At 44.2% G+C, this 16,393-nt stretch carries 13 protein-coding genes; 6 read left to right on the forward strand and 7 right to left on the reverse strand.

The features are described from left to right. Positions 1–2 precede the first annotated feature (2 nt). Complete coding sequence (locus P8629_RS00350) at positions 3–371, reverse strand: hypothetical protein (protein ID WP_135796625.1); 369 nt, start codon at positions 369–371, stop codon at positions 3–5. Between the two features lie 226 nt (positions 372–597). Here P8629_RS00350 and P8629_RS00355 point away from each other — a divergent pair, with 226 nt between their 5' ends. After that, on the forward strand, positions 598–1,554 hold the full coding sequence (locus P8629_RS00355; RefSeq protein WP_278163400.1) for a DnaJ C-terminal domain-containing protein: 957 nt from the start codon (positions 598–600) through the stop codon (positions 1,552–1,554). Positions 1,555–1,613: 59 nt separating this feature from the next. Here P8629_RS00355 and P8629_RS00360 read toward each other — a convergent pair whose 3' ends face one another. Together P8629_RS00360 and P8629_RS00365 are read right to left on the reverse strand one after the other, a co-directional pair. Continuing rightward, positions 1,614–3,812, reverse strand: coding sequence for a TonB-dependent receptor (locus P8629_RS00360; RefSeq protein WP_278163402.1), 2,199 nt, complete (start codon positions 3,810–3,812; stop codon positions 1,614–1,616). Positions 3,813–3,861: 49 nt separating this feature from the next. Then, the gene (locus P8629_RS00365; RefSeq protein WP_278163404.1) at positions 3,862–4,179 is read right to left on the reverse strand and encodes a hypothetical protein; all 318 of its coding nucleotides are present in this window, start codon (positions 4,177–4,179) and stop codon (positions 3,862–3,864) included. A gap of 145 nt (positions 4,180–4,324) precedes the next feature. Between P8629_RS00365 and pgm the strand changes: the two genes are divergently transcribed. Both pgm and P8629_RS00375 read left to right on the forward strand, forming a co-directional pair. After that, on the forward strand, positions 4,325–5,968 hold the full coding sequence (gene pgm / locus P8629_RS00370) for a phosphoglucomutase (alpha-D-glucose-1,6-bisphosphate-dependent) (protein WP_278163406.1): 1,644 nt from the start codon (positions 4,325–4,327) through the stop codon (positions 5,966–5,968). Between the two features lie 88 nt (positions 5,969–6,056). Next, on the forward strand, positions 6,057–6,803 hold the full coding sequence (locus P8629_RS00375) for a hypothetical protein (protein ID WP_278163408.1): 747 nt from the start codon (positions 6,057–6,059) through the stop codon (positions 6,801–6,803). Positions 6,804–7,114: 311 nt separating this feature from the next. Here P8629_RS00375 and P8629_RS00380 read toward each other — a convergent pair whose 3' ends face one another. The 3 genes from P8629_RS00380 to P8629_RS00390 form a co-directional block, all read right to left on the reverse strand. After that, positions 7,115–8,404 carry a HipA domain-containing protein gene (locus tag P8629_RS00380; protein WP_278163410.1) on the reverse strand — a complete coding sequence of 430 codons (1,290 nt, stop codon included), beginning with the start codon at positions 8,402–8,404 and terminating at the stop codon, positions 7,115–7,117. 268 nt (positions 8,405–8,672) lie between these two features. Then, positions 8,673–10,118 (reverse strand): protein adenylyltransferase SelO, encoded by a 1,446-nt coding sequence (locus tag P8629_RS00385; protein WP_278163412.1) that lies wholly within the window; start codon positions 10,116–10,118, stop codon positions 8,673–8,675. 217 nt (positions 10,119–10,335) lie between these two features. Next, on the reverse strand, positions 10,336–11,133 hold the full coding sequence (locus P8629_RS00390; protein ID WP_278163415.1) for an ABC transporter permease: 798 nt from the start codon (positions 11,131–11,133) through the stop codon (positions 10,336–10,338). 107 nt (positions 11,134–11,240) lie between these two features. Between P8629_RS00390 and P8629_RS00395 the strand changes: the two genes are divergently transcribed. Beyond that, positions 11,241–12,977 carry a lysophospholipid acyltransferase family protein gene (locus P8629_RS00395; RefSeq protein WP_278163417.1) on the forward strand — a complete coding sequence of 579 codons (1,737 nt, stop codon included), beginning with the start codon at positions 11,241–11,243 and terminating at the stop codon, positions 12,975–12,977. A 118-nt stretch (positions 12,978–13,095) separates the two neighbouring features. Here the strand turns inward: P8629_RS00395 and P8629_RS00400 are convergent, their stop codons facing one another. After that, positions 13,096–13,266, reverse strand: a complete 171-nt coding sequence (locus P8629_RS00400) for a DUF1328 domain-containing protein (protein ID WP_278163419.1) — start codon at positions 13,264–13,266, stop codon at positions 13,096–13,098. Positions 13,267–13,504: 238 nt separating this feature from the next. Between P8629_RS00400 and P8629_RS00405 the strand changes: the two genes are divergently transcribed. After that, positions 13,505–14,389, forward strand: coding sequence for a hypothetical protein (locus P8629_RS00405; RefSeq protein WP_278163421.1), 885 nt, complete (start codon positions 13,505–13,507; stop codon positions 14,387–14,389). Between the two features lie 109 nt (positions 14,390–14,498). After that, positions 14,499–16,385: a putative bifunctional diguanylate cyclase/phosphodiesterase gene (locus tag P8629_RS00410; RefSeq protein WP_278163422.1), complete on the forward strand. Its 1,887-nt coding sequence runs from the start codon at positions 14,499–14,501 to the stop codon at positions 16,383–16,385. The last annotated feature ends 8 nt before the right edge of the window (positions 16,386–16,393 follow it).

Raw genomic sequence — 16,393 nt, forward strand, 5'->3', positions numbered from 1 at the left:
GGTTAAGAGGCGCTACAGGCTTCCGGATCAACCGATTTTTTCTCATAAAGATGCAGCAGTTTTTCTTTTTCAGCGGGCAAAATGCTTTTAATCTTTAAGCGATAAACGTACTCGGTGCCAATCTCTTGAAGTTGCGAGACAACCAAAGAACAAATATAAACCGTCACACCATCCACTTGAATGTAGCAGTCCTTTAATTTTTGCTGTCGGCTATAGTGAAATGCCTTAGTGCCTTTATTTGGACAATAAACGCTCAAGCCTTCTTTAAAAAGACAGCGCCCGACCAGTACATCCTCACCATAATGAAAACTGAACGGTGTGGCCACCGGGTCGGAATGAATAATATCTTGTTCAAGTGTGCTATAAAACATGCTGTTCTCTGACAGGTTTAAATATAAGATTTAACTTATCCCAATATAGACAAAAATGCTTCAACATCCAAGGGGTAAATGTAAAAACAATTCACATTTCAATACTGTTGAAAGTAATAAAATACCGTGATACCGTTCAAAAGACTGTCAGTTTTTCATGTTTTCCCTTGAAAAACAGTCGCTTTGCCCCCATAAGCTAAAGTAGCTTAATTAATTAGGAAAAATAATGGAATACAAAGATTACTATGAAATCTTAGGTGTCGACCGCAACGCTTCGGAAGCAGATATCAAAAAAGCATACCGCAAGCTGGCAGGGAAATATCATCCCGACAAGCCATCAGGCGACGAAACTAAATTCAAAGAAATCAATGAAGCCTATGAAGTACTGGGCGACAAAGAAAAACGCCAGATGTTCGACCAACTAGGTCCTAACTATCATAATGGCCAGAACTTCCAACCGCCACCAGGCTATGAAGATATCTTTGGCGGTGGCGGCTTCGGAGGCGGCGGCCAAGCAGGTGGATTCAGTGACTTTTTCGAATCGATGTTCGGAGGCGGTTTCGGCGGAGGCGGCGGCTTTGGTGGTCAAGGCGGCTTCGGTCAACAAGGCGGGTTCCAGCAAAAAGGGGATGACCAAATTGTTAAAGTACTAGTCAGCTTAGAAGAAGCGATGAATGGTGCATCCAAATCGCTCAACCTTCAGGTGCCAACCGCCAATAATTTCGGCCAAGTCTCTCAGCAGCCAAAACAACTGAAAGTCAAAATTCCGGCTGGCGTCAAACAAGGGTCGCGTATTCGTTTAAGCGGACAAGGTGCGCCGGGGTATGGCGGCGGCCCGAACGGAGACCTTTATCTGGAAGTGGATTTACAGAACCACCCATTATATAAAGTCGACGGCGAAGACATCATTTTAAATCTTCCGTTAACGCCATGGGAAGCCGCGTTGGGTACCAAAGCGGAAATTCCGACGTTGAAAGGTAAAGTCAATATGAACATTGCAGCGGGCACGCAATCCGGTGCGAAGCTGCGAATTAAAGGCCGCGGTTTAGGTAAAGGTGATAAAGCCGGAAACCAATACATCGTAATTCAAATCCATACGCCGCCAGCAGATACGGATGAAGCCAAAGCCTTTTATGAAAAAATGGCTGAAGAAATGCCGTTCAATCCCAGAACACATTTCTAAGGCTTTCAATAAAAAAACCGCCAGGCCTGGCGGTTTTTTTATGTCTGGAAGATACGGTTTTAAAAATCCATGCGCGCATTCAATTTGAAATTTCGTCCCATGCCTAATGCAATTCCTTTATAAGTATCAAGGAAGTCGCGATAAGGCGTGTCCAGCATATTTTCCACCGTTAAATCAAGCCATAATGTTCGTTGGTCAAACCGAATGCCCGTCCCAGCGCTCAAATTCCATAACCAATAATCCGACGTTGAAGCCGTTCCAAAAGGCAAATTGTCATATTGGCTAAAAGGCTCATAAAGCCCTGCCGCTTTTTTCTCAGCAACATACCGCGTGCCTAACCCAAGATAAGGCTGCTTTAATCGCTCGATTTCTTTAAAGGTATACTTTGCATCCAGCGTCGCATTCGGTGCCGGCATCAACGGTAATTCACGATTGTTCTGTGTGTCTCGCCCCTGCATGATTTCGGCTGTGGCACGCCATTGTAGCTGAGATGTCATTTGATATTTAGCCGACCACTCAACCCCTTGGATCAACGCATTAGTTTGCGCATTTACCATTTTACGATAAGGAAATGCCAAGCTCTGCGTGCTCTGACAAACGCCTTCGTGGTCACAATACAACTCCGTTGCTGTGTTTTCCAACACAATATAGTTATCGACCCAATTAGAATAAACCGCCAAGGTGGAATGCAGTTTCGCCGACTGCCAGGTTGCCGCCAACTCACTGTTAATGGATGTTTCAGCTTTCAGATCAGGGTTTCCGACCTGATAAGCCTGCACACCGCCATGCGCACCAGAAGCATACAGTTCAAACACCGAAGGCGCCCGGAAACTGCGCCCAAGATTTCCGGTAAACGTCCAGTTTGGCGACGCATGGAATGCCACCCCCAAAGCACCGGACCAATCCGAAAACGACCGCTCATTATTCGACGCATCATACACTTGAGTCTCATCCCAGAAATGCGCATTTTCCGGACTCAGCGGTGCTTTGATACGATGCGAATCATAACGCCCTCCGATTTCGACATCCCATTGACCAAATGTTTGCTTTTCCACCATGAAGATGCCCGTCCCATTTTCCGTGGCGCTCGGGCTCAAATGCCCCGAGCGAAGCTTCTGGTCTTTGTCCAAAAAGCTGACTCCAAATTCACCTGACCACCCTTTAAAATCGGGGTGTTCCACCGCCAGTTGATAGTCATTACGGTGCACCACTAAATCTAAATATTCCGGATCTGTTTCATAAACATCCATGTCTTCATAGGTCACATCGTGCATCGCTTCACGCTGATTTCGAGAGTGTGCATACAAAGGCTTGAAGACCCAGTCTCCTTGAAAGATTTCCGCCTTCAACTGCGTTTCTTCATTCTTCAACTTCTGCCCCGCAGAGGGAATCAGCTCATAACCAGCTGGATCGGCTTCCACGCCCAGATAATTCTGTTTAGATTCCCAAAACGAATGGTGTAGTTCTACCGAGCCCCAATTGCCCAGATACCCCACGCCGAACACCGCGCTTTGCCCTTCAAAATTGGTATAGGGAATGGTACCGGTCACCAACGGCTTTGTGCCCGCCGGGTCTCCCGGCTTCACGTCACCCGCTTCCGTGCTGCGCGGCGACACATAATTTTCCCCTTTTCTTTTCGTCACACCACCGATCAGCGCAATGCCATTGGAAGAATATTTCGCTTTTGCACCCAGCATGGTTTCATGGTTATTGGAGTTCACTTCCCCCATCAATGCACCGGATGTCCGCGTCTTCCCCGGTGCGGCATAATCCAATTGCGGCCCTTCGACATTCACGGCCGATTTCACCGCCTGACTTGAATACTTAAGCCCTTGCGGACCGCGAATCACTTCCACCTTTTCCATCAACGCCGGATCCACATTAGGGTTATGTCGTGTGCCTTCCGCTTGATACTCCATTGCCACTCCATTAGACAACACCGGTAAACGTAACGACGTATCGCCTCGCACCACCGGCTTGCCCGACTGTGACCCCGAGCCCAAATTATTCACGCCCGGCAACGTCTCCAAAGAAGCGCCTAACGACGCCGTTGCATTGCGTTCCTTGTCTTTCGGGTCAACCGCCAAGTGGGTCGACGTACTGATTTCAATCGGTTCTAAAACCGGTTCCTGTGAAGATTCCACTGAAATTTTGTTAAGTTGGGTAACATTTTTTTTCTGTTCTAATTCGTCTGCATAGGCAAACGACAGACTGCTGCCAGCGACAAGCACGGCAGACACGAGTTGATATCGAATCATTTGGATTCTCCGAATTGCTTCTTAAATTAAAGGATTAACGTCACTAAAATTAAGAAACCGCCGGAGGGGCGCGACTGGAATAAACAGGAGTGACTTCACCCACATAAGCAAAAACCGGTTCGGATGACCAGAAATGCCCTTGAATAGGACGCTCAGCCAGAGCAAAGTCAGGGGTGACATCACTGGATTGATGCTCGACCCCGGTAAAGATATCACACAGTTCACTGTGTTCATGAAACGGATGGACTTCCGAATGGATCAATGCACTGAATTGCGCAAACGCCAACACAAAGACGAGCAATAAGCGTCGCCAATGGCCCAACAAATGGACAGCGGTATTTTGGTTCAGTTTCATATCCTGTTTCATGAAGATTATTCTAGCCTGTTCAATGAATAGACTCCACTCAATTTATCAGTTTTATGACGACTGAATGAATTCAGCCGATCCCACCTGAATTTTTCAAATAATCTGTCTATAATGAATTCAACCGAATTTAAATAAAGGATGTTCTATGTCGCTCTCACCGTATGCAGGAAAACCCGCTCCAAAATCCTTATTGGAAAACATTCCCAAACTGATGACCGACTATTACAACCTGATTCCCGATGCCAGCAACCCAGATCAAGCCGTTGCTTTCGGCACGTCGGGGCATCGTGGCTGTGCCAGCAACACCGCCTTTAACGAAAACCACATCGCTGCAATTGCACAGGCCATTGTCGAATATCGTGACGAACAAGGCATCAGCGGCCCCATCTTCATCGGCATGGATACTCATGCGTTATCCGAAGCCGCGCACGCCACCGCCATTGAAGTGTTTGCCGGCAACAGCCTGAACGTCATCATCCAAGGCAACGGACGCTATACCCCCACGCCCGTCGTTTCCCACGCCATTTTGACCTACAATCAAAACCGCACCCAAGATTTGGCCGATGGCGTCATCATCACCCCATCGCACAACCCTCCGCAAGATGGCGGGTTTAAATACAATCCACCCAATGGTGGTCCGGCGGATACCGATGCCACAACGGTGATTCAAGACCGCGCCAATGACATTCTGAAAAACGACATGAGTGCCATCAACCGCATGCCGTTAGCCGACGCCTTAGCCTCGGAATTTGTCTCCGCCGAAGACTTGATTATGCCGTATGTCAAAGACCTGAAAAACGTCGTCAATATGAAAGCGATTAAAAACGCCGGGCTGAAACTGGCGATTGACCCAATGGGCGGCGCGGCGATTGATTACTGGCAACCGATTGCCGAGCATTACGGCATTAACTTGGAAGTGGTCAACACCCGAGTGGACGCGACCTTTTCGTTTATGAGTGTCGATAAAGACGGCAAAATCCGTATGGACTGTTCCTCGCCTTACGCCATGGCAGGGCTGATTGCCTTAAAAGACAACTACGACATCGCTTTCGGAAACGATCCTGATGTTGATCGCCACGGCATCGTCACCCAATCGGTCGGGTTAATGAACCCAAACCATTATCTGGCAGTGGCTATTCATTACCTATGCACCCACCGCCCGCAGTGGTCGGATTCCGTTAAAATCGGCAAAACCTTGGTATCCAGCTCCATGATTGACCGCGTGGTGACATCATTAGGCAAAAACCTGTCGGAAGTGCCGGTTGGCTTTAAGTGGTTTGTGGACGGACTGGTCTCGGGCGATTTTGCCTTCGGTGGCGAAGAATCCGCCGGAGCCTCATTCCTGCGGATGGACGGCACCACTTGGAGCACCGATAAAGACGGCATCATCATGAACTTGCTCGCCGCGGAAATCACAGCCGTCACCGGCAAAGACCCAGGGCAACTGTATCAGGAGCTCACCGAACAATTCGGCAACCCGGTTTACAGTCGTATTGATGCGCCAGCCAACCGGGAACAAAAAGCCATTCTGAAAAACTTGTCTCCAGACATGGTAAAAGCCGATACTTTAGCGGGCGAACCGATTGTGGACAAACTCACCCATGCACCCGGCAATGGCGCGGCAATTGGCGGCCTGAAAATCACCACCGAAAACGGCTGGTTCGCCGCCCGTCCCTCCGGCACGGAAGACATCTATAAAATCTACGCCGAAAGCTTCAAAGACCAATCGCACTTGGATCAAATTCTAAAAGAAGCGCAAGCGATTGTAACGGATGCACTTAATAATTAAGAACCCTCAATAAATACTTATTTTAATTTTATAGAATAAAACTAAATGGCAAATTTCATAAGCCGTAATTTGATGAAAAGGAATTTCTATGGCAGGTTATATTGGCAAACCCCCATCTAAAGTTGAAAAACCAACCCTCACTACTCTTCCAGAAGAACTAAAAAAAGCTAAAAACAAACTGTTTTACTTTAGCTTAATAATTATCTTCGTTACAGTATTTGAACCTTCATTTACTGGGTTTTTGGGAAATTTTTCAATCAATATTAGCAAATACCCACTTCTTTTTTTAAGCCTAATATTTATTGGACTGTGTTGGCTTGCTTTAAGATATATAAGCATCTTCTCAACGATATTCGAAGACAGCAGTTTGTTATTAAAGCCACATAAAGCACTAAATGAAATTTACTTAAAAACAAGCGATAACTCTAATCATATCCTTTCAACAAAAACCAATATAGACAATCTTGAAAAAGAACTTAACGAGTTCTTAAATCAGAAAAAGAATGGGGAACCACAGGAAGACAAATTTGATGGACTTTCCGGAATTGAAGCACGGATTGATGATAGGAAAAACAAGATTTTAGAAAACAAACAAAAACTTAGAAGCCTTTATTTCCAACGTTCTGGAATTAAATATCTTATAGGTATGGATTTACTTACCCCGTTAATGACTTTTTTTATTGCTATCATTTGTTTTAGTCTTTCATTACCAGTACTTGAAAAAAAGATTCAGCCAAAAAGTGACGGGCACAAAACAGAGTACAAAATTAAATCTGCAACAATTGAAGTAAAAAACATTGAGCTGAAGCAAATCACACCTGAAACCAATCAATAACATCAAGACTTGTAAGCGAGTTAACGAAAACTGAATAAACTTGAGATCGCTAACCAATTTAAACCGATAATATCGCTTTAACCTTCTCTCTTAAATCTTGTAAAATTTCTGTATAGAAATAGGGATAATTAAGAAGAACAGCTCAATTGCAGGCATTACTGCTCATAGGTTTGGCGGTTGTTGAAATTCGGCCAGGCCTGGGTGATTTTCGAATGGTAAATGCAACGCTTTAACCCAGTCATTCAACGGTTAAAATGACCCACTTCAGCGGCAGAGAACACCTGATCGTTCCACACCCCAATTTTAATTCTTTATTCTAAATTAGACAGCTCAACCAAGCTTTCAAAAAACGGCGTGATGGTTTTTTTAAAATCTTGCGAGATTAAGTCATGCTCGGCCACCCGTGCCCAAAATTGTATCGCCATGCTTAAAGCGTTTGTTCTTGCTTCATTTGAAACATCAATGAATTTCGGAGCCATTAATTCTGGGTTACGTAATTCGCCCTGCACGGGCATAAAAGCCATTGGCAACATATCATAAATCGGCGTTGCGCCCGATAACGTCAAATCTTCCATAAAGAATGAAAAGTTTCCGTTATGCATATCGGAGTTGGCAATGTACTTGCCGAAGGCGTAAGCGACCTCAATGTCATAGACATCTTTTTCACTGATAACATCCTGTCTGAATAAGTCCTGTGCAATTTCTGGCCAAGTCCCATTCAGCCCTGAGTATTCAGCGTCAATATATTTAAGCGAAGCCACTCCTCTGCGCCCATGAAGCCCGATGCGGTCAAATCGCTTTACCTCAAGATAGACACGATCACTTAGATGCAAGTCTGTTTCAGAACCATCCATGCCATTTGAGCGCAAAGTTTCTAATGCCAGATGCTCACAGACCATTAGGTCACGATGCCGGGTAGCAACAGGATTGCTTTCAGAAAGCAATGGAGAGTATTTAACGATCAGATGATCTTTTCCGTTATACAGAGTAAACTTGGGTTGTTCACCTGCAATGGAAGACCCCATGTTTTCGGGAATCTTATTGATAGAACCTGCAATCGTTGCGTAATCCGCTCTTCCTTTGTTGAGATATTTTTTTGCTGAAGCCTGTTCAGCCATGCGACTCCCAAGCACTAAGTTTCCAGCCAAATCATCCCCGTAGTTCTCCATATAATGCAAAACTTGCAGACCTGACCAATCCTGACTCTTAGTCGTCAGGCGAGCATCTCTTTCCACGATATTTTTAAGGTGGATAGACCCGAGAAAACCGGAGGGTACCGCATCATAGAAATAAAACGGCACCCCTTCATAAGCGAGGTATTCCGTGCCTTGCACCAATAGCATTCGGCCCTCTGGCTGGCGATACAAATAGCCTAGTTGTGAAACAAGCCCTGCCTTATTTATTTCATACAATGACTTTGGCGCATTTGTCTCAACCAAGGCAAACAAAGTGCCACGCCCTCCTCCCAACTTAATGACTGGCATTTTTTTCAGGGTACGGCTCACCGTTGGCTGACTAACACCTGTCATTTTTGCGATAGCGGACGAACTCAAGTTCTCGTACTTTAGGGCATGCCTGATTAATTCTTCATTATGCGTCATCTCAGTATCTTTTCTAACTTATTGAATAGTTTTATGAATAGTTTATATTATAAACACATATTGTCAACTACCCTTTATTTACAATGAGTTATGAAATAAAAACTTTAATTTATGAATAATTAATAATAGAAAAACGAATAGTTTATGAATTACAAATTTTAAGCCAAGAGTGCTGTGCTTGGCATTTAAAAAGCAGAATCACAAGTTAATAGCAAGGCGCACCTAAACAGGAACCGTTAAGAGGTTAAGAAATTAAGGAGAAGCGCAATCAAGAAGAACAACTAAGCTGTAACCCTTTTTGTTCAGGCGTCGGCGGCTGTTGAAATTCCGCCAGGCCTGGGTGATTTTCAAATGGCGAATGTAATGCTTTAATCCAATCATTCAGCGGTTGAAAACTACCCACTTCGGCGGCTTCAATAATCTGTTGTGCAATGTAGTTGCGTAAGATAATCGACGGGTTGTTGGCGAGGATACGTTGTTGTCTTTTGTCTTCGCCCAGCGCTTCTTGCGCCACGCGTTGATGGTAGCGTTCAAACCAAGGCTCAAATTCTTCTGGCTGACTGAGCAAGCGTCTTAGCTCATTTTCATCCGTGTGCCCTAGCTTAGCTAAGCGGCGGAAAAACAAACTGAAATCGACCCGTTGCTTGTCCATTAGCACCAGCAAATCCCCAATCAAATCTTTATCCGTCTCCTGTTGGGTTGCCAAACCGAGTTTGGCGTTCATTTCGCTCACATACTGTTGGTTATAGGTTTGCACAAAATGATCCAGCGCAGCCGTTTGTTCAGCGTTGGTGACACTTTGCCCAAACGCGGCGGCGAGCACCTGGCAGTTCCACACGCCGATTTTAGGTTGCTGATTGTAGGCATAGCGCCCTTCCACATCGGAATGGTTACAGATGTATTCGATTTGAAAGTCATCGAAAAAGGCGTAAGGCCCGAAATCAAAGGTCTCACCGATGATCGACATATTGTCGGAATTCATCACGCCGTGATTGAAGCCGACCGCCTGCCATTTCGCCATCAACTTGGCGGTGCGACCACACACGGCTTTCAATAAAGCGCCGGCTTGCTCGTCTTCAGGCAGGTCGGCCAACTCGGGGTAATGATGTTGGATCACAAACGCAATCAAAGCGTCCAACGCGTCTTTGCCCAACGAAGCGGCCCATTCAAAATGACCAAAACGAATATGCGTGGGGGTAACACGAATAAGACTGGCGCGCGGTTCAAAGATTTCACGCTGTACTTGTTCTTGGCTACTGGCAATCGCCAAGGCACGCGTCGTCGGCACGCCCAAGCCGTGCAAAGCTTCGGAAGCGAGGTATTCCCGAATGACGGAACGCAACACGGCGCGCCCGTCGCCGCGACGTGAAAACGGTGTGCGTCCGGCGCCTTTAAGATGAAACTCCCAGGCCTGGTTATTTTGATCACGCCATTGCCCTAGCAGTAAGCCACGGCCATCCCCCAAATCGGGATTGTAATAGCCGAATTGATGGCCGGTGTATTTTTGCGCCAATGGAATCAGATTGAAGTTAATCAGACTGTCATCAGTTAAATTGCCCGACGCCAGCGCCAGCAATTGCTTGTCATTCAACTCACAATTCAACTCGTCCATCAGGCTGCGATTGACAGTGACCAGTCGAGCATTTTGCTGGGGTTCGGGAAGAACCAATTCATAAAAATCATTGGGCAATTTTAAAAACGCGCTTTGTTGCATACACCTTGAATCCTTATTAAAAACCCTGAAATAAAAATGATTTCAACGCCTTATTGATTGGGTTTCATTATAACGGACGTGTGGGTGTTCACCTAAGAAACAGGCGATTTTAACCGGACAAAGCACAAGGAAAAGCACCGGAAAAAGTGGTTTAACATCGAATAAAAAATAGCCAGGCCTGGCTATTTTTGAAAAACGTCAGAAAAAAGAAATTAAATCAGTTTCGAATCAAATGATCCAGCGTTAAACGCATGCGCTGATCGAATAAACGCTTTTGCGCCAACCACAGCGCAATTAACACACCGGAGGCGGTGGAAACAGTAATCAACAGCATGATCATGATTTGGTATTTGACCGCTTCAATCGGGTCAATGCCGGCAAGGATTTGCCCAGTCATCATGCCGGGGAGCGACACTATCCCAGCGGCAGCGAGCATATTAATGACGGGAATCATTGCCGTGTGCAGGCTTTGGCGTTTTAAAAACATCATGGATTCTTTGGCGGTTTTGCCCAATGCCAACTGCGCTTCGATTTGGTTTTTCTGTTTCACCGCGCTTTTGGTTAAAGCGTCCAGCCCCAACCCAATAGCGGTCATGCTGTTGCCCAAAATCATGCCTAACAAGGGAATGGCGTATTGCGCTTCATACCAAGGCTCTGGTTGAACCACCAAGGTCAATGTAAACACTGTCAACACCAATGCGGTCATCGATAACGACATCAAGCCAACCACAAATGAGCCGGCTTTTTGAAATCGATAGGTCTGACGTTTGAGGATTTCATAACCGGCAAAGGAGAGCATAATCGCACTGACCAGCCCCACTAATAACAGACTGCCTGCATTGAACACCCAGCTCAACCAAACACCCATCAAGAGCAGTTGGATTACCATGCGAACAGACGCAACCCAAAGTTGTCGGGTTTCTTTGAATCCGTTCAGCATCAATAAAATGCCGAGTAAAAATACCATGCCAGCCAGACTGGCTAAATCCATATACCCTAAGGTTATCATTGTCATATTCCTGTTATATAACGGTCATCACAAACTCACGCAGTTGTCACATTCAAGTCAAGTAAGCCTTGCAAAATAAGGCCGTTACATGACATTACTAAAAGAGTCACTTGATGCTGAATATTGAACAGACCATTCTGGAAAAATACCCTGATTTTCACCAAAAGACCGGGGCAAAAAAACTGATTTCGTTTTTACAAAAACTGACGTTTGAAAAAGAGATCAATCAGTTTATTGAAGAAAACAAACATCTGCGCGGCTTTGCTTTTCTGGACAAGAGTTTAGAGCATTATAACTTCACCTATCAAGTGAATAATCGCTCTTTTAATAATATTCCAGCAGATGGTCGTGTGGTGATTGTGGCGAACCATCCGATCGGTTCTTTGGACGGTTTGGCATTATTGAAGTTTATTCGCAGCATTCGGCCAGATGTTCGTGTGGTGGCGAATCAACTGTTGGCAAAGGTCAAACCGTTCCAATCTTTATTTTTAACCATCGATAATATGTCGAGCCAGGCAAGCCACAAAGCACACTTCAAAGCGATGATTGAGGCGTTGGAAAATGAAGAAGCGGTGATTATATTTCCCGCAGGAGAGGTGTCTCGTATTCGCCCTAGTGGTGTGCGGGACAGTGCCTGGAAAACCGGATTTCTAAAACTGGCGAAAAAAACCCAATCACCGATTGTGCCAGTGTATATCGATGCCCGAAATTCGGCGTTGTTTTATGGCTTATCGACGCTTTACAAACCCCTCGGCACTTTGATGCTGGTGAAGGAAATGTTTAATAAGCATGATCAGCAAATCGCTTTTCATGTCGGCGCCCCCGTGCCTTGGAAATCGTTAGCGAACTGTGATTTGCCCGCGTTGACCATTGCAAAGCTGTTCCGCAAACATATCTACCGCCTGAATTACCCTGCCAAGGCGGCGAATAAATTCCCGTTTAAAACCGAAAACACCATTGCGCATCCGGTGAATCGCAAGGCGCTAAAAAAAGATTTAAAAAATGCTGAATTGCTTGGAGAGACGGCCGATGGCAAAAAGATTTTTCTGTTTGATTATGAACCCGATTCGCCAGTAATGCATGAGATCGGCCGTTTGCGTGAATTAACGTTTAGAACGGTGGAAGAAGGGACTGGCCATTCATTTGACTTGGATAAGTATGATGCCGATTACCGTCATTTGGTGTTATGGGATGATGAAGACTTGGAAATTGTCGGTGCTTACCGTATTGGAGAGTGTCGACATATCGTTGCACAGCAAGGCATTGAGGGGCTTTACACCAGCACTTTATTTAACATCAAACCAGAAATGGGCGATTATTTACCGAATGCTTTGGAGATGGGGCGTAGCTTTGTGCAGCCACGTTACTGGGGCAAACGCAGTTTGGATTATCTCTGGTATGGCATTGGCGCTTATGTTGCCCGCCATCCGGAAACCAAATATCTGTTTGGCCCAGTGAGTTTGTCCGATGCTTATCCCGCTCGTTCGAAAGATTTAATTGTGTCTTTTTTTCAAACTCAGATGGGATCACAACAAGATTTAGCCATTGGAAAACGGCCTTTTATTCCCAGCGATGATGTACAAGCCACCGCCAAAGAAGATTTCACTGGCGATTATAAAACCGGTTACAAAAAGCTCAATGCTTTGTTAACCGCCGAAGGGGTGAAAGTGCCGACCCTGTTCAAACAGTATGCTGAGTTGTGTGAACCGGGTGGCTGTCGTTTTATCGACTTCAGTGTCGATCCAGATTTCAACGATTGTATCGACAGCTTGATTCTGGTTGAAATTGATAAAATCAAAGCCAAAAAACGTGATCGTTATCTCGCACCAATGAATGCCGCTTCAGCTTAAAATTAGCCAGGCCTGGCTAATTTTGAATAAGTTGAGTGGATACAAAAAAGGCGCATTTAAATGCGCCTTTTAATCTAGATTTGTCAGCGATGTTTTATCGCTTTTTATCGCAAAAAATTTATGGCGATTTTCCTCGAACAGCACGAGAAACGGCCGAGACAATCAGTAAAACGAGAAAAATAAAGAAAAGAATTTTTGCGATTTCCGCCGATGCGCCGGCGATACCTGTAAAACCAAATACCCCTGCAATGATTGCAAGAACTAAAAACGTAAGAGACCATGACAACATAGAACTTCCCCTTTTTTATTGATTCGAAATAATACTAACACAATTTTATTATCTTCAGAACGAGAACCTATCAAGACAATGATTTTTGAGATGACATTTGTTATTCATCATTAACATATTGATATAGATTAAAAAAATCATGCCAAAAGTCCGTTATTCACAAAAATTAAAACGCTTAAACTCTTATATTTTATATGGTAGGATTTAAGGTAAAATAATAGATGAGCTCATAATATAAATGAACGCCTTAAAAGCACTCTTGATCAGTTGTGTGGTCTTAATTTCCGGTTGCAGTTCTCAAGCTGATGAACCGTTAAAAATCATTACCAACAGTTGGATTGGAAACTCCCCTCTTTTTTATGCCAAAGAACAGGGCTGGTTAGAGGAACACAATATCAAGCTGTCTACAGTGGTCTCTTTAGGTGAGAGCAATCATATCTACCATACTTCGAATCTTGATGGCTTCACTGGAACGCAGTATGAATTTCATAAAGCGTATGCAATCGATCCAACCTTAATTCCAATTATGATGCTCGATCGCTCTGTTGGGGGCGATATGGTTATGAGCAACCGTAGTATCGAGGCGCTTAAATCGATTCCTGCAGACCAACCGATTGACGTTTTTCTGGAAATTGACAGTGTTAATTACCCGCTTTTTAAGGATTTCATTCAGCGCTATGGCCTTGCAAACAAGTCTTTTAACTTGATCAACAATGATCATTTAAAAATGCAGCACGAGATTACTCAAAAGAGTACTCCCAACATTATCGTGACTTATTCCCCTTACAATCACCAATTGAAAAAAAAGGGATTTAATACTCTCGCGTCGACCGGCGAAGGACTCGATTTATTGGTATTGGACGCCCTGTATACCAATAAAGAAAGTTACCATAAACATCAGCACCAATTTTTAGCGTTAAAAACACTGGTGAATCGAGCCATCAACGCTTTGAAACAAAACCCTAAACACTATTATGAAAAGGTCAGTCCTTATCTGGAAAGTGCCAGCTACGCCGAGTTTCAACAAAGCCTTCAAACCATCGAATGGTTGAATGGCGGTATTTCGCCATCGCTCATTGATCGAATCAACGAGGCTCAATTTCCAATAAGGGACTTGTTATAGCATGCTTTCGATCCGTTACTTTTTTGTAATTTCCTTGCTTACAATCATGACCGTTTTTTACGGCGTCTTTTTTTATTATTATCTAAATGACCAACAAAAAAAGACCGACTTGATTGTTGAAAGTATCCGACACGACTTGTCCGAAACCGCCTATGTTATTTCCAGCGAACTGAAAACGCCTGAATCGATTCGAGGGTTTAAATCCTTTTTACACCGAAAAGTGGCCAACAGCCCTCTGATATCTGCCTTGGTTGTAGGGTATGAAAACAAAATTGTCCTCACAACAGATCCGTCAATTCAATCGCTACCGACGGAACTTACCATACAAAAAAAACTGATGGAGCTGTCACCTCAGCAACTCACTCAGCACCAAATATTCGAAACGGATATTCATTTCTTTATTCAAGATAAACCCTCTCGTCTAAATCTTTTTCTTTACGTTGACCGACCTTATATTGAAAAATACTTTGCTGAAAGCCAACATAACTTTTTGCTGTTTTTCGGTCTCGTCCCGTTTTTAATGATAATGTTTTTATGGTTTGTCCTAAAAAAATATGTCACCTTACCGCTTGAACTGCTACGTCAGTACGCCTATTACCAATCAAACGTTCCTACTAAGTTTAAATTACGGGAATTGGAATATATCCGTTCTTCCATGGTGCAAACCTTTGATCGATTGGATAACGAAAAAAATGAACTGTATCGTCAAGCCAGAACCGACAATCTTTCTGGATTAGCCAACCGAAACCATTTAAATGAACGTATCAATTGGTTGATTTCAGAATATTCTCGTACCGGACAAGAGTTTGCGGTTTTGTTTATGGACTTGGATAACTTTAAAACGGTTAACGACATGCTGGGCCATGAAGTCGGCGATAATTTATTAAAAAATGTGTCTACAATTATCCAAGAAGTTCTACGAGATTACGACATTATTGCTCGCGTCGGAGGAGACGAGTTCGTCATTGTCTTGAACTATTTTCAGTCCAACTTTGAACTGACCCATGTCATTAATCGTATTCTGGATAGAATCAGCGAAGTACACATGGTCGATACGCATCCGGTGAAAGTCTCTGCCAGTATCGGGGTGGTCTGCTTTCCAAAAGATGGTAACAATATCACCGCCTTGATGAAAAATGCCGACATTGCCATGTATGAAGCTAAGAACCTAGGTAAAAACCAATTTAAATTCTTTACGGAGTCGTTACACAAGCAAGTCATTGGAGAAATTCAGCTGGAACAAGACATGCAACGCGGGTTACGAAACGACGAATTCGAGTTGTATTTTCAACCTAAAGTATCGGTTCATAATGACAGAGTGGTTGGTGCGGAAGCCTTGGTGCGCTGGATTGATCCAGACAAAGGTATTATTCCACCCAATGATTTTATTCCTTTAGCGGAAAAAACCGGGTTAATGGTTCCTTTAGGGGACTGGGTATTAAAAACGGCCATTGAGCAACAAATCAAATGGAAAGAACAAGGATTGGGTGATCTACAAATTTCGGTGAACTTATCACCTATTCAGTTACTTGATACCCTTTTCGACCGTAAGATTCAAGCCCTCATTAATCAATCGGGCATCAACCCTGCAAAACTCGACATCGAAATGACCGAATCGCAGTTTATGGAGAACACAGAACAAAACTTGAATAGCCTGACGGTAATGCGGCAACAAGGCGTGACCATTTCTTTGGATGATTTCGGAACGGGCTATTCTTCATTGGCCTACTTGAAGAAATTTCCAATTGATACCTTAAAAATCGATAAGAGCTTTATTGATGATTATGCCACCGAGTCAGGTGCCATTTTTATCGAAACCATTGTCAAAATAGCCCACACACTGGAGTTGAATGTCGTCGCAGAAGGCATTGAGCAAGAGGCGCAGTTGAATTACATCGCAAAAACAGGCTGTGAAACCTATCAAGGTTATTACTGCTCTGCGCCCCTTCCAGTGGCAGAATTTGAGGCATTTATGAAAGAACGTTCAACCACCTAAGCCCACCA

The sequence above is a fragment of the Hydrogenovibrio sp. 3SP14C1 genome (assembly GCF_029625905.1).
Taxonomy (GTDB): Bacteria; Pseudomonadota; Gammaproteobacteria; order Thiomicrospirales; family Thiomicrospiraceae; genus Hydrogenovibrio.